Raw genomic sequence first — 12,389 nt, forward strand, 5'->3', positions numbered from 1 at the left:
GGGCGCGATGATCAACGCCGGGACGCGCTGAGCGCGACGGTGCCGATGTGAAGGTCAGCCGGCATGTCCAGCACGGCGCGAAAGACATCGGTCACCGAATTATAATGCGTCATGGGCCGCTCGCGCAGATGGAGGCCCACTTTGGCGTTTTCCTGTGCAAAGCGCATGGATACGTCCATCGGCCATTTGCTGCCCGTCTTGGTTTCATCCATCATCTGCCCGGCCTGCACCGTCGTGACGCGCACGCCATCGGCCTCCAGTTCACGCGCCCACATTTCCGAAACGAATTCCAGGCCGACCTTCGTGCCCGCATACATCCACAGCATGGGCATTTTGACCGATACGGATTCGCTGCTCACATTGATGATATGGCCGCCCCCGCGCAGTAGCGGCAGGGCATCGCGCGAACAGAAGATCGGGCCGGCAAGATTGGTCATCAATTGGTTCACGAGTTGATCGTCGCGCACTTCGGCCAGCGTGAACGGCTCGAAAACGCCCGCATTGTTGATCAGCACGTCGATCTTGGGATGGCGCGCAGCGATGGCCGCAAACGCAGCCCGCACCGAATCCGGATTGGTCACATCGCATTCCAGCGCGATATGCGGCGCGCCCAGTTCATCGGCAACCGCCTGCACCTTCGCCAGAGTCCGGCCCAGCAGGATCACGGTTTCGCCATCCGCCGCGAAACGCCGCGCCAGCGCACGGCCAAGCCCGTCGCCCGCACCGGTTATGACGATAATCTTGTTCACATGCTGCTCCAATATTGGCTGCTATGAAATGTTAACTGCACACCGCCCCCATAAGCGGCAAGTGGTAGCGCCATCGCGCGCGCGATGCTTCCGCTTCAGCCTGCCGGCCGCGCAAAATCGGCCGGATATACGGAGAGATCGCCATCATAGGCGATGCCATCCGACCAGAATTCAGCGCCGCTGATCTTTCTGAAATAATGCACCGTGCGCGCCACCGATCCTGCCGACGAGCGCGGTGCCATGGCGATTCCGCTGGGGCTGACGCCGCGCGCGCGTGCGCTGAAATCCTTCACCGTGAACAGCAAATCGTCTGTCTGCTGCGCGCAGAAGACCAGATCGCTGCCCGGGCAATAACGCCGCGGCTCGATCTGGATGGGGGAAAGGCGGCCGCGCTTCATCGCCACCTTGCCCGGCACGCGGGTGACTTCGGGGCCATGAACCTCTTCATACCATTGATGATATTCCGCCTCGCGCCCCGCCACGAAATTGGCCAGGATGATGCTGACGCCGGAAAAGGGCTTGTCTGTCCGATGATTGGGGCTGGATACCCAGTCGGAATACATGGCGTAGCTGTGAATCCGCTCGCTCTCGGCGGAATCATCGGTCAGCCCGGCGTCGCGCGCTTCGGCCAGCAGCGGCCCCAGCGCCGGCAAGTCGATCTCCGGCCTGGGGTGATCGAACTCGTAGACGCTCATATAGCGCCAAGGCTGGGGAATATCGGGCATCACCTGCTCGGGCGTGATCTCATAGCGATCCGCGGATCGATAGCCGCGCAGCCGCCCCACATCCTCGCGATGTTCGCCATCGAACCATTGCGCATAATCCGCCTCGCGCCCGCTGGTGACATTGTGGAGGTGAATGGTCGTGTACAGGCTCATGCCTCGATCCTCGGATTCATTCTGTTTGGTCGATATCCAGCATGGAAACACCGTTGATACCAGCCGAATACCAAACTTATCGCCGGGGCATTGAGCCGTGAGCCGCGGCGATCGCGGTTGACGCCCGTCCTGCCGGATCGCACGCTGACCTCCTCAAGCCAGTGAGTCCATCGTCATGACCGCGAAACTGCCACCCAACACCCGCTTCGCCATTTTCAGCGCACAATCGGCCACGGATTTCGAGGAGAGCGGCCTGATGTCCACCGTCCCGCTCACGGAGACGGAGATCGCGGGTTCGGTGGCAGCGATCGATGCGGGTGCCATGGCCGGCGCGTCCACGCGGCTGCTGTTCGAATTGCCGGGGCTCAGCCTTGCCCATGCCTGGTTCAAGAGCGGGTTTCCCCTGCCTCGTCACAGCCACAATGTGGACTGTCTCTATTACATCATCGCCGGTTCGCTTCGGCTCGGCACCGAGGAATTGGGCGCGGGCGATGGTTTCTTCGTCGGGGCGGACGTGCCCTATGCCTATGTGCCGGGCGACGATGGGGTCGAAGTGCTGGAGTTCCGAACATCCAACAGCTTCGATATCAATCTGCTCGCCAGCAACGCCGCTTTCTGGGCCAAGGCGGTCGAGGGCGTCAAAGCCAAGCAAGCGGATTGGCCGGCCGAATCCCCGCCCTCCGGCCTCACTTTCGGGCGAAACAGCAACCCCGCCGCGAACGCATAGACACGCGGATCGTCATCGGCCGCTTTTTATGGCGTGGACGCTGATCGCCGGCTTGATGCCGGTATGATCGAGAATTGCGGCAATCTCTTCGGCAGGCCAGGGCTCCGTCTGCCGCAGCCACCACGACATGAGCTCCACTGTCACCGCAATCGCCATGGCCACGCCCAGCTCCACCGGAAGCCCGTGCTTGTCCGATCGCAACGCCGAAGCCGCGCGGCCCTGTCGCAGCAATTCCTCCTTCACCGCGCCCGCCGCGCCACCCGTGAGCAGCGCCGTCCATAAGGGGCGATGCTGGTCGATATAGCGGCACAGGGTCACGCAGGCGGCCGCGGAATCGGCAGTATCGTAAACCGGCAGCGTCAGCCGGGTCAACGCGGTGATTTCCTGCGTGATCACCGCGTCGAGCAGCGCTTCCTTATTGGGATAGTGCCGAAAATAGGTGGTGTATCCCACGCCCGCCGAAGCCGCGATCTCCCGGATGCTGATCTGATCGAGCGGCCTTTGCCCGAGCAGGGCGATCAGCGCCGTGCGCAGCCCCACGCGACTCCGGCGCACGCGTGCATCCTCCATCAGCATCCAGTGACGATTGCGTTTCGGAACACCATGTTCCATATCTCCGTGAAGAAGGTCGGTCGAGACCCAACATTAGAGGAGATTCCATGATGGCGACATATGTCTTGGTGCATGGCGGCGGTCACGGCGGCTGGGTTTATCAAAAGGTCGCCCGTTTGCTGCGGCAGGCAGGGCATGAGGTTTACACGCCAACGCTGAGCGGGCTGGGGGAGCGCGCGCACCTGCGCCATCCGGATATCGATCTCGACACCCACATCACGGATATCGTCGCGGTCCTCACCTATGAAGATCTGCGCGATGTCATCCTGGTCGGTCACAGCTATGGCGGGATGGTGATCACCGGCGTGGCAGATCGCGCCGCGGAGCGGATCAGGGAACTGGTCTATCTCGATGCCGCGCATCCCAGAAACGGCGAATCGCTGGCGACCGTCGCGCCCCAGCAGATGGAGCCCACCTATGCCGGGGCCAAGACCGTCGACGGCGTGGAACTGGTCATGTGGCCCTTTCCGGGCATGGCCGGGTTTCTGGGGGTGACCGATCCGGATGATGTGGCCTGGACCGAGAGCAAACTCACCCCGCATCCCTGGAAATGCTTTTCGCAGCCCCTCACGCTGACCCACGGCACCAGCACGCTGCCGCGGACGAACATCAACTGCACGGAATCGCTGCGCAACAGCCCGGAGCCCGCGCGCGCGCGTCAATTGGAGGGGGATCACAATTTCGAAATCGATACGGGCCATGATCTGATGATCACGGAGCCCGAAGCCGTCACCGCGTGCCTGCTCAAGCGCGCCTGATCATCCCGCCTCACGCGGCGGCTGCATTTCGATGCTCAGCCGCGTGAGGCGGGATTCGGAAATCCTCCAATCGCCGTCTGCACGCACATAGCGCTCATGATAATGACCATAGCCGGTGAGCGTGCGGCCATCGGGCCAGATCAGCCGATCCTGCATCGCCCAGATGGCGCGCGCGTCATCGCCTTCGAGTTCGATCTCGGGTGTATGCACCTGATGCACCGTCTTCGCCGTGTCGATCGAAGCGCGCACGCTGGCAATGGCCGCCGCCCGTCCTTCCAGACGGGGGCCGCCCGAACCGGTCGCGTCGATCACGAGGTCTTCGGTGAACAGGCCCGCGAAGCGCGTCCAATCCTTGGTGTCGAGCAGGCGGCAATAGCGCGCCTTCAGATTGGCGATGGCGAGCCAGTCCTGAAAATCGGGCGCAGCCATCAAATGCGAAAACCCCGCATCTGATTGCCGCCGTCGCACAGGATCACCTGATTGTTGACGAAACTGCCTTCGTCCGACGCCAGAAAAAGCCCCAGATTCGCGATATCGTCCGCGGTGCCCTGGCGCTTGACCGATTGCATGGCCTTCAGCCGCTCCCAATTTTCGGGATCAACCCCGCCCAACGCCGCGTCGGTTGCCATCAGGCCGGGCGCGATGCCGACGCAACGGATGTCATCGGTCCCGAATTGCTGCGCCATGGCGTGGGTGAGGACGTTGAGCGACGCCTTGGTAATGCCATAGGCCGTCGCGGGATTGTAGCTCGCCATCGAGGATTTATTGATGATCACCCCCTTCGCTTTGGCCAGCGCCGGGCGCAGCGCCTCTGCCAGCAGCAGCGGGCCGATCGTGTTGACCGCGAAGAAATGCTGCCACTTGGCCTGGCCCAATCCGAAGAACCCCCGCGCGATTTCGCCCGCGTGAAGCCCGGCATTGTTGATCAGCACGTCCAGTCGCGCGTGCGTCGCCAGCACATCGCGGCCCAAGGCTTCGATATCGGCTTCGACCGCCATATCCACCCGATGCACCGATGCACCCGATCCGAGCGCTTCGACCATATCCTTGGTCTCGGCCAGTCCGGCCTCATTGATGTCGGCGAGGATGAGGAAAGCCCCCTCGCGTGCGAAGGCGAGGGCGTAAGCCCGGCCAAGTCCGCCCGCGCCGCCCGTCACCAGCACGGTCTTGCCTTGAAATCGATCAGTCATATCTGGCCTCTCCTGGAGGGGGTGTGCGCTACTCCAGCCGCACGAACGTCACGGTCTCGATCCGCCAGCCATGTTCGGTCAGCCGGAATGTATCGCTATAGCGGCCCATCACGGTGTCGAGCGCACCGCCACCCCGGCGCTTGAGAGACGCCAATATGGTCCAGTCGCCCGTCGCCCGATCACCGTCGACGACGATGCAGGGGGAATGGAGCATATGCAGCACCCAAAGGCTGTTTCCCGCAATGGCCGTGCACAGGAAATCGATGATGGCCTGCGCGCCGATCAACGGTCCCATTCCATAATCGCCCCGGAAATCATCGGCAAAGATATCCGAAAACAGCAGGCGCGCCTGCGCCTGGTCAGTGGCGGAGAGATCGGCGGCGGCACAATAGCGGGCCTTCAAATTGGCGATGGCCAGCGCCTGTTCGGCCAGCGCGGTCACTCGCTTTCCGCTTCCAGCCGCTTGATCACCAGCGCCTTCAGATCAGCCGTCTTGATCTTGGCTGTGCCGGTCAGTTCCAGCGCATCGTCGGTGAAAAACATCACGCGGCGGGGCACTTTGTAGCTGGCCAGTTGCTCCTTGGCGAAGCCGCGCACGCCCTCTTCATCCAGCGTCACGCCCTCATGGCGCACGATGCAGGTGACGACCAGTTCGCCCAACGTCTCATGCGGCACGCCCACTGTCTGCGTGACCTTCACGCCGGGGCAGGATTTCAGCACCGTGTCGATCTCGATCGGCGAGACATTGGCCCCGCCGGTCTTGATGATATCGTTCAGCCGCCCCTCCCAGAACAGCCGCGGGATGCCGTCTGCGGTCACGTCCACATAGCCCCCGTCGCCGGTGCGGAAAAAGCCTTCGCCATCCAGGGTTTCATCCAGCGGAATGCCCGAATAGCCCAGCATCAGCGTCGGTCCTTTCACCGTGATCTCCCCGCGTTCGCCCATCGGCACGACCATTCCGGTCAGCGCATCGACGATCTTGAACACCATTCCCGGCTGCGGGGTGCCATGGCTGCCGCCGATCACATCCTCGGGTGTGCCCGAGGGGAAGATCGCGCTGATCGTGAAGGTCTCCGTATTGCCATAAGCCGCCATCGGCTCCTGCCAATCCGTATGGACCGTCGGGTGGCGGGCCAGCGGCGTCTGCGTACCGACATATTTGAGTGGGGACAGATCGACGTCGGCCCAGTTCGATGCCGCCTCAAGCTGTGCCCATTGATGCGGCCAGGCCACCGCCATCGTCGCCTTTTCGGTCTCCATCAGAGACAGCGCTTCTGCGGGATTGAAGGTTGCCTGCAGGATCAGGCTGCCACCGCTCGAGAGCGCGCCGCCGATCGCCATGCCGAAATTGCCCGACCAGAAGAAACCGTTGGCAGACAATAGCCGCACATCCGGTCCCGTCGCATAGAAACGCTTCCAGCGCCAAAGCTGCAGCGCGACACCGCGATGCGCGCTCAAAATGCCCTTGGGCTTGGCGGTGGAGCCAGAGGAGAAGAATAAGGCACCGGGATCGGCGGGCGATACCGAAGCCGCGGCAGCATCGACGATGGCCTGGTCCGTATCGTCGCCATGGCTGAGGAAGGTCTCCCAATCCTCGATCCCGTCCGATCCGCCGCCGACCGCCGCGATACGGCGCAGGAACGGAAATTTGGGTGAGGCCAGCGCACCCGGCGCGGCGTCGGCGATGGCGGGTTCGAGCGCGGTCACCATCTCGGCAAAATTCTTCTTGAGCACAGCGCGTTCGAGCAGCAGAATCGAGCAGCCCGAAGACCGCAGCAGATGCTCAAGCTCAGCGGGTGTCGAAAAGGTGCTGAGCGTTGTCGCCACGCCGCCCGCAAGAGCCGTACCGAAAACCGCCGACAGGAATTCCGGCCGGTTGGTCATCAGCACGCCGACGCGGGTGCCCTTGCCGACGCCACAGGCGATCAGCGACCGGGCGACTGCATTGGCGCGCTCCCAAAGCTCGTCATAGCTCCATCGCGTGACGCCGCCCGCTTCATGCAGGACGAGCGCCTCGCGGGGGCCGAAGCGATCCGTCACTTCGCGGAGCCACCCGCCAAGCGTCAATGCGCCAAGCCCCTCCTCTTCCGAAAGGGGGCGTCCGGCGATGATCGATGGCGGGCGGCTTTTCATGTCAGGACAAGAGGGGTTCGAAGATGCTGGCATGGTCTCTCCCCTCTATGCGATCAGCGATTGACGTCGACGACGATGCGACCGCGGACCTTGCCGTCGATCAGATCGGCCGCCGCCTGCACGGCTTCGGCAAGGCTGATTTCCTTGGCGATCGTTTCCAGAATGGCCGGATCGAGATCATCCGCCAGGCGCTTCCAGGCGACGAGCCGTTTGGCCTTGGGTGCCATCACGCTGTCGATCCCGAGCAGGCTGACACCGCGCAGGATGAACGGCATCACGGACGAAGGAAAGTCCGCACCCTGCGCCAGACCGCAGGCGGCGACCGTGCCGCCATATTTGGTGGCGGCCACGGCATTGGCGAGCGTGTTGCTGCCCACCGAATCCACCACGGCGGCCCAACGCTCCTTCTGGAACGGCCGGCCTGGCTCGCTCAGATCCGAACGCGCGATGATCGATGTCGCGCCAAGCTGCTTGAGATAATCGCCTTCGGACTCCTTGCCGGTCGCCGCGACCACATTGAAGCCGAGCTTGGCGAGCAGCGCCACCGCAACGCTGCCGACGCCGCCGGTTGCGCCCGTGACAAGCACTTCGCCCTGATCGGGCGTCACGCCATGCGCCACCAGCGCTTCAACGCACAGTGCAGCGGTGTAGCCGGCCGTGCCGATCGCCATGGCCTGCTTCGGCGTAAAGCCCGCGGGCAAGGGCACAAGCCAATCGCCCTTGAGGCGCGCCTTCTGCGCCAGGCCACCCCAATGGGTTTCGCCCACGCCCCAGCCATTAAGCACTACCTTGCCTCCGGCCTTCCAATCGGCATGGCTGGACTCGGTCACGGTTCCGACGAGATCGATGCCGGGGACCATCGGGAATTTGCGCACGACCGGACCTTTGCCGGTGATGGCCAGTCCGTCCTTATAATTGAGCGTGGAATAATCGACATCGATCGTGACATCGCCTTCGGGAAGCTGGGTCTCTTCAATCTGGGCCAGCGAGACGGTCTGCTTGTCGTCGATCTTGTCGATTATGATGGCTGAAAACATCGGTTATCCTTTTTGTGATGATGGGATGAAATATCGAAATGGTGATCGTGCGTGTCTAGAACGGAAGCGGTGGCAGAAACATGACCTAATGCCCCGCCACGGCAATTTTGGCGGCACCGGCCGGGCCCCTGCCAAGCTGCTCCGCAATCTGGGGAAAGCGCTCGCTCCGCATCGAACCGAACATGCACAGGCGCAGGCATTCCTGGGCCAGACGGTGCGCCAGGCTCCGCCGCTCGCCATTGCTGCGTGCATGGGATCGCGCCCATATCGGCCACAGGAACGTGCCGGCCAGCATGAGCACCGAAAGCACTTCCGCGTCCACATTCTCCTGCGCCAGATCGCTTTCCGCAAAGCGCTGCAGCGACCCCTCATATTCGCGCCAGAACGGATCGCCCGTCGGTTCGGCGGATGAAAGCAACTGGAGCAGCCAGATGCGGCACAGCTCGGGATTGTCCATCGCGAAATCGGTCAGCCGATTGGTGGTGTCGGCGATATCCACCTGCTCGATGCGCCGCTCCCCAACGGTCTCGGGATCCCCGAACACCGCGCGGAACATCTTGTTCGACACCCAATCCGCTGTTGCGGCGATCAGCTTCTCGCGCGTCTCGAAATGCTGGTAGGCGGTGCCGCGATTGACCCCCGCCAGGTGCGCGACTTCGGAAAGGCTGATTCCTTCGGGGCCATCCTTGGCCAGCAGGGTGCGCGCCGCCTCAAGGATCGCTTCGCGCGTGGCCGCCGGGTCTCTCGAGCGTCGCTTGCGAATTTCCGTCATGATGGGCCGCACCTCAATTGATTCTCGATCTCGCCTTCCCGGCATTGGATGAGCCAACACCTGCAAAGGTCGTCACGGAAGTGACGGCACGAACCCACATCACCGACGCCCGGGAGCCAATCCTGCCCCGTCACACACATCGACCATTCGATCCGCCACCATCACTGAACGCCGCGCCGCGAGAGTCAATAAAAGCTCTCGCTTCCTGCGGCGGAGCGGTGCGTTCATCGCTCCCGCGAACGACGTGCCCGGATTTACGGCGTGCGAACGAAGATCGGCCGGGCAACGCTGACGCTGCCCGGCCGATTTCGATTCCCTTGTCCGTGCTTTCCGACGATCAGCGCGATCCGAAGAAGAAGCGCACGTTCAGGCCGAATTCGCGCGGCGGCGTGAGTGTTCCCCCCGTATAGGTGCTGGTGGTGGTCCCTGCCGTTGGCCCGGTGAAGACCGGCCTGCCATTGCCATCGAACTGGCCGGCAAAGCCGAGCTGCTGATAGGCGGTGAACAGGGGCGTGGTGCGGGATAGCACCTTGGTGGTGTTCAGCAGGTTCTTGGCGAATAGAGACACTTCCCACGCCCCGTCCGGATCGCGGATGCCGGTATAAAGGTTGAGCAGAGAATAGGCACCGACATCATCGAAATTGTTGCCGGGATCGCCCATGGATTTGCCATTGTAGTTGAGCAGCCCACGCACGAAGCCATCGACGCTGTTGGACACCGCCAGCTTGTATTCGCTCTGCAGCGTTGCCGTTACCGGCGGCAGGAAGGCTGACCGCTGCGTGACATCGCAGCTCGACAGATTGTTGGTGCCAACAGCGGCCTGCAATTGCGCGAGCGTCGGCGCAGCACCGACGGCATCGGGCACGCCGTCGCCATTGAGATCATTGCAGGGGATCGCGCCGTTCTTGATCTTGCCCAGCGCGTAGCTGGCGACCAGGCCGATATTCCAATTGTCGCTCACATCGAACGCCAATTCGCCTTCCACGCCATTCACCTCCACCGGCACCGCGCCGACGAAATTGAACGAGTTCACCTGTTGCGCGGTCCCCGTGACATTGCCCTGCGCATCGCGCAGCGCGACGGTGTTCACATAATAAACGCCGTTGTTCGGCACGCGGAACGGGAAGTTCTTATACTTCTGATGATAAGCGGTGAGGTTGAACCGCATCTTGCCGTCCATCAAAGTGCTCTTGAAGCCCACTTCATAGGATTTTGAGGTTTCCGGCGGCAGATTGAGGAACGATTGCTCCAGCGGCGATTGCGCGATGTTGAAATCGCCGACCACGTTGATCCCCGGGCGGAACGAACTGCCTGTCGCGGCATAGACCAGGAAATCGGACGAGAAATTGTGCTTCACCGATGCGCTGTAGATCAGCTTGTCCGCATCCTGCCGGTCTGCAGCGATCGTGGCACCGTTTACGGTCAGGAAGTTTTCAGAGGTGTAGCTGATCTGGCGGACGCCGCCGGAAAGCTCGGTCGATTCGCCGATATGCGCCGTCAGATTGCCGAAGAAGGATTGCTCGTGCGAGGTGCCGGTGCGCGAAATCGGCGTCTGCACCACCTGCGCGATCCCGCCACCAAAGGCGACCGGGAGGCGCACGATCGTTGGCGAGGTCAGGCTCGTCGGCGGATTGAGCTTGCTGTCGAAAAAGCCCACGACATAATCGAACATGCCCAGAACCCGCTCGTCATTCTGCAGACGGATCTCGTGCGTGGTGCCCTTGGCGATGGTGTTCGTCACCTGGTTGACATCCCGGCCCACGAATAGATTGGCGCGATCCACATTGTCGGTCGAATGGAATTCCTGCCGCGAATATTGACCCTGATAGATCAGGCGCTGGCCAGCAGCCGAAAATTCCGAACGCCAATTATAGATGTCGAACCGCTGCGAAATGGTGCGCGCCTGCTCCTGGATCGACAGACGATCCTTCGCCGTGATCAGGATCGGGCTGGGCGTGGCACCGGGATTGACCTCGCTGAACGAAATCGCCTGATCATAGGTGCGGGCGGCACGGTCCATATATTGATAGGTGCCCTCCAGCTTGATCCAGTCGGTCGGCTCGATGGCCGCGACGATACGACCGCTCTTGGTGCGCGAATGCGGGTCGACGCCGCCGAATGACGAATTGATCGGCCGCACGCGATCGCCTTCATTCTCGTCCCACAGGCCGGAAACCCGGATGGCGGCGATTCCTTCGATGATGGGCAGGTTGAGCGCGCCCTTCACGTTGATCGTGCCGATATCGTTGCCCGTCATATCCACAAACCCGCCGAATTCGTTCAGATCGGGCTTGCGCGTGGCAATGGTGATCGAGCCTGATGGCGAAGCGCGCCCGCGCAGCGTGCCCTGGGGGCCGCGCTGCACTTCGATCTGGCCGATATCATACATTTGTTGGAGGATGATGCCCGGCGAGATCGGCGCATCGTTGAAATAGAATTCCACCGTGCCGCTGTTGCCGCTGGCATTGGCATCGAAATTGACGCCGCGCAGGCGGGCATTGCCGCCGATGCCATTGGCGTTGGTCGAAAGCTCGAGACCCGGCGCGAGCGACTGCACTTCATTGAACTGTCGGAAATTGAGGTTGTTGATCGATTCGGCGGTCACCGCATTGATCACCGCAGGCACGTCCTGCACATCTTCACCACGGCGACGGGCTTCCACGATAATGACGGGCGGCTCGTAACTGTCGGTCTGCGCCGCTGGCGTCTCGGCCTCTTGCGCCATGGACGGCATTGCGGTGAGCGCGGCCATGCTCGCACCCAGCATATAGAATACGGATATCTTCTTCATTGAAATGATCCTCCCCTGAGATATCGCAGCGCAGGCAACGAGCCTGGCAACGTCTTATTTTTTTGTTTTGTTGGCTTCGTTATGCCCGATATTCCCGTGTCGCAAAGTGTGCGGCGGCCCCAAGGGCGCACATATCGCTACTGCGATTCTGGCGCGTTCCTTCAAGAGCGCCCAAATTCTCGGCAGGTGTTGCTATGAGACAACACCGTAACGATCGTTGACTTGCGCGGATCGCCACGCCGGAAGAGATCGCCCCGGGCCGTCTATCTCGCGTCCGGCAGTGCTGGCTTCATCACCGCCGATCTAGGCTGTCGATAACGCGCGCTTGCTTTGAACGCGGGCGCGCCGGCGCAGGACGCGATCACGGCGGCCCGAAGCGGAAGACCGCCAATTTATTGCCGTCGGGATCGCGAAAATAAGCACCGTAAAAGCCGTTGGCATCATCGCCGCGAATGCCCGGCGCGCCTTCGTCGGCACCGCCCAGTTCCAGCGCCTTGGCGTGAACCGCGTCCACCACATCGCGGCTCGGCGCAATCATGCCCACCTGATTGCCATTGCCGGCGCTCGCCTCGCCCGCAAAGGGCGTACCGATCAGCAACATCCCGCCGTCCCCGGCCTTATAAGCCACCAGATCGGGGCGGTCGAACGCACGCACCGCCCCCAGCAGATGCGCGATCCCATCGTAGAAAATTTTTGCGCGCTCGATGTCCCGCGTGCCGAATCGTGCCGTGCTGATCATGTC

13 protein-coding genes are annotated in these 12,389 nt (G+C 62.3%); 2 read left to right on the plus strand and 11 right to left on the minus strand.

Going from position 1 to position 12,389, the window contains the following annotated elements; all coding sequences use genetic code 11:
• Positions 1-11: 11 nt before the first annotated feature.
• Positions 12-749: an SDR family NAD(P)-dependent oxidoreductase gene (locus FHS49_RS13680; protein ID WP_184019457.1), complete on the minus strand. Its 738-nt coding sequence runs from the start codon at positions 747-749 to the stop codon at positions 12-14.
• A gap of 95 nt (positions 750-844) precedes the next feature.
• The gene (locus FHS49_RS13685; protein WP_184019459.1) at positions 845-1,627 is read right to left on the minus strand and encodes a hypothetical protein; all 783 of its coding nucleotides are present in this window, start codon (positions 1,625-1,627) and stop codon (positions 845-847) included.
• Positions 1,628-1,802: 175 nt separating this feature from the next.
• On the opposite strand from FHS49_RS13685, the gene FHS49_RS13690 reads away from it, so the two are divergent.
• Positions 1,803-2,354, plus strand: a complete 552-nt coding sequence (locus FHS49_RS13690; protein ID WP_184019461.1) for a cupin domain-containing protein — start codon at positions 1,803-1,805, stop codon at positions 2,352-2,354.
• A 12-nt stretch (positions 2,355-2,366) separates the two neighbouring features.
• Here the strand turns inward: FHS49_RS13690 and FHS49_RS13695 are convergent, their stop codons facing one another.
• A complete protein-coding gene (locus tag FHS49_RS13695; RefSeq protein ID WP_184019463.1) occupies positions 2,367-2,966 on the minus strand; it encodes a TetR/AcrR family transcriptional regulator in 600 nt (199 codons plus the stop codon).
• Between the two features lie 47 nt (positions 2,967-3,013).
• Between FHS49_RS13695 and FHS49_RS13700 the strand changes: the two genes are divergently transcribed.
• Complete coding sequence (locus FHS49_RS13700) at positions 3,014-3,724, plus strand: alpha/beta hydrolase (RefSeq protein WP_246350713.1); 711 nt, start codon at positions 3,014-3,016, stop codon at positions 3,722-3,724.
• Here the strand turns inward: FHS49_RS13700 and FHS49_RS13705 are convergent, their stop codons facing one another.
• The 8 genes from FHS49_RS13705 to FHS49_RS13740 all read right to left on the minus strand — a co-directional run bounded on the left by FHS49_RS13705 (position 3,725) and on the right by FHS49_RS13740 (position 12,386).
• Positions 3,725-4,153, minus strand: coding sequence for a nuclear transport factor 2 family protein (locus tag FHS49_RS13705; RefSeq protein ID WP_184019465.1), 429 nt, complete (start codon positions 4,151-4,153; stop codon positions 3,725-3,727). It abuts the gene before it with no gap.
• The gene (locus FHS49_RS13710; protein WP_184019467.1) at positions 4,153-4,914 is read right to left on the minus strand and encodes an SDR family NAD(P)-dependent oxidoreductase; all 762 of its coding nucleotides are present in this window, start codon (positions 4,912-4,914) and stop codon (positions 4,153-4,155) included. The genes FHS49_RS13705 and FHS49_RS13710 overlap by 1 nt, the downstream gene beginning before the upstream one ends.
• Before the next feature lie 28 nt (positions 4,915-4,942).
• The gene (locus tag FHS49_RS13715) at positions 4,943-5,356 is read right to left on the minus strand and encodes a nuclear transport factor 2 family protein (RefSeq protein WP_184019469.1); all 414 of its coding nucleotides are present in this window, start codon (positions 5,354-5,356) and stop codon (positions 4,943-4,945) included.
• Complete coding sequence (locus tag FHS49_RS13720; protein ID WP_184019471.1) at positions 5,353-7,047, minus strand: class I adenylate-forming enzyme family protein; 1,695 nt, start codon at positions 7,045-7,047, stop codon at positions 5,353-5,355. The genes FHS49_RS13715 and FHS49_RS13720 overlap by 4 nt, the downstream gene beginning before the upstream one ends.
• A 53-nt stretch (positions 7,048-7,100) precedes the next feature.
• Complete coding sequence (gene acuI, locus FHS49_RS13725; protein ID WP_184019473.1) at positions 7,101-8,084, minus strand: acrylyl-CoA reductase (NADPH); 984 nt, start codon at positions 8,082-8,084, stop codon at positions 7,101-7,103.
• Between the two features lie 85 nt (positions 8,085-8,169).
• The gene (locus FHS49_RS13730; protein ID WP_184019475.1) at positions 8,170-8,856 is read right to left on the minus strand and encodes a TetR/AcrR family transcriptional regulator; all 687 of its coding nucleotides are present in this window, start codon (positions 8,854-8,856) and stop codon (positions 8,170-8,172) included.
• 337 nt (positions 8,857-9,193) lie between these two features.
• Positions 9,194-11,647, minus strand: a complete 2,454-nt coding sequence (locus FHS49_RS13735) for a TonB-dependent receptor (protein ID WP_184019477.1) — start codon at positions 11,645-11,647, stop codon at positions 9,194-9,196.
• A 361-nt stretch (positions 11,648-12,008) separates the two neighbouring features.
• Entirely contained in the window at positions 12,009-12,386 is a 378-nt protein-coding gene (locus FHS49_RS13740; RefSeq protein ID WP_184019479.1) for a VOC family protein, read from the minus strand.
• Positions 12,387-12,389 lie beyond the last annotated feature (3 nt).

The sequence above is a fragment of the Sphingobium boeckii genome (assembly GCF_014199215.1).
GTDB classification, from domain to species: domain Bacteria; phylum Pseudomonadota; class Alphaproteobacteria; order Sphingomonadales; family Sphingomonadaceae; genus Sphingobium_A; species Sphingobium_A boeckii.

Bases quoted from the DNA above. Each gene is read 5' to 3' on its own strand.
- FHS49_RS13685 (WP_184019459.1), bottom strand. From the start codon at position 1,627: ATGAGCCTGTACACGACCATTCACCTCCACAATGTCACCAGCGGGCGC.
- FHS49_RS13690 (WP_184019461.1), top strand. From the start codon at position 1,803: ATGACCGCGAAACTGCCACCCAACACCCGCTTCGCCATTTTCAGCGCA.
- FHS49_RS13695 (WP_184019463.1), bottom strand. From the start codon at position 2,966: ATGGAACATGGTGTTCCGAAACGCAATCGTCACTGGATGCTGATGGAG.
- FHS49_RS13700 (WP_246350713.1), top strand. From the start codon at position 3,014: ATGATGGCGACATATGTCTTGGTGCATGGCGGCGGTCACGGCGGCTGG.
- FHS49_RS13705 (WP_184019465.1), bottom strand. From the start codon at position 4,153: ATGGCTGCGCCCGATTTTCAGGACTGGCTCGCCATCGCCAATCTGAAG.
- FHS49_RS13710 (WP_184019467.1), bottom strand. From the start codon at position 4,914: ATGACTGATCGATTTCAAGGCAAGACCGTGCTGGTGACGGGCGGCGCG.
- FHS49_RS13720 (WP_184019471.1), bottom strand. From the start codon at position 7,047: ATGAAAAGCCGCCCGCCATCGATCATCGCCGGACGCCCCCTTTCGGAA.
- acuI (WP_184019473.1), bottom strand. From the start codon at position 8,084: ATGTTTTCAGCCATCATAATCGACAAGATCGACGACAAGCAGACCGTC.
- FHS49_RS13730 (WP_184019475.1), bottom strand. From the start codon at position 8,856: ATGACGGAAATTCGCAAGCGACGCTCGAGAGACCCGGCGGCCACGCGC.
- FHS49_RS13735 (WP_184019477.1), bottom strand. From the start codon at position 11,647: ATGAAGAAGATATCCGTATTCTATATGCTGGGTGCGAGCATGGCCGCG.
- FHS49_RS13740 (WP_184019479.1), bottom strand. From the start codon at position 12,386: ATGATCAGCACGGCACGATTCGGCACGCGGGACATCGAGCGCGCAAAA.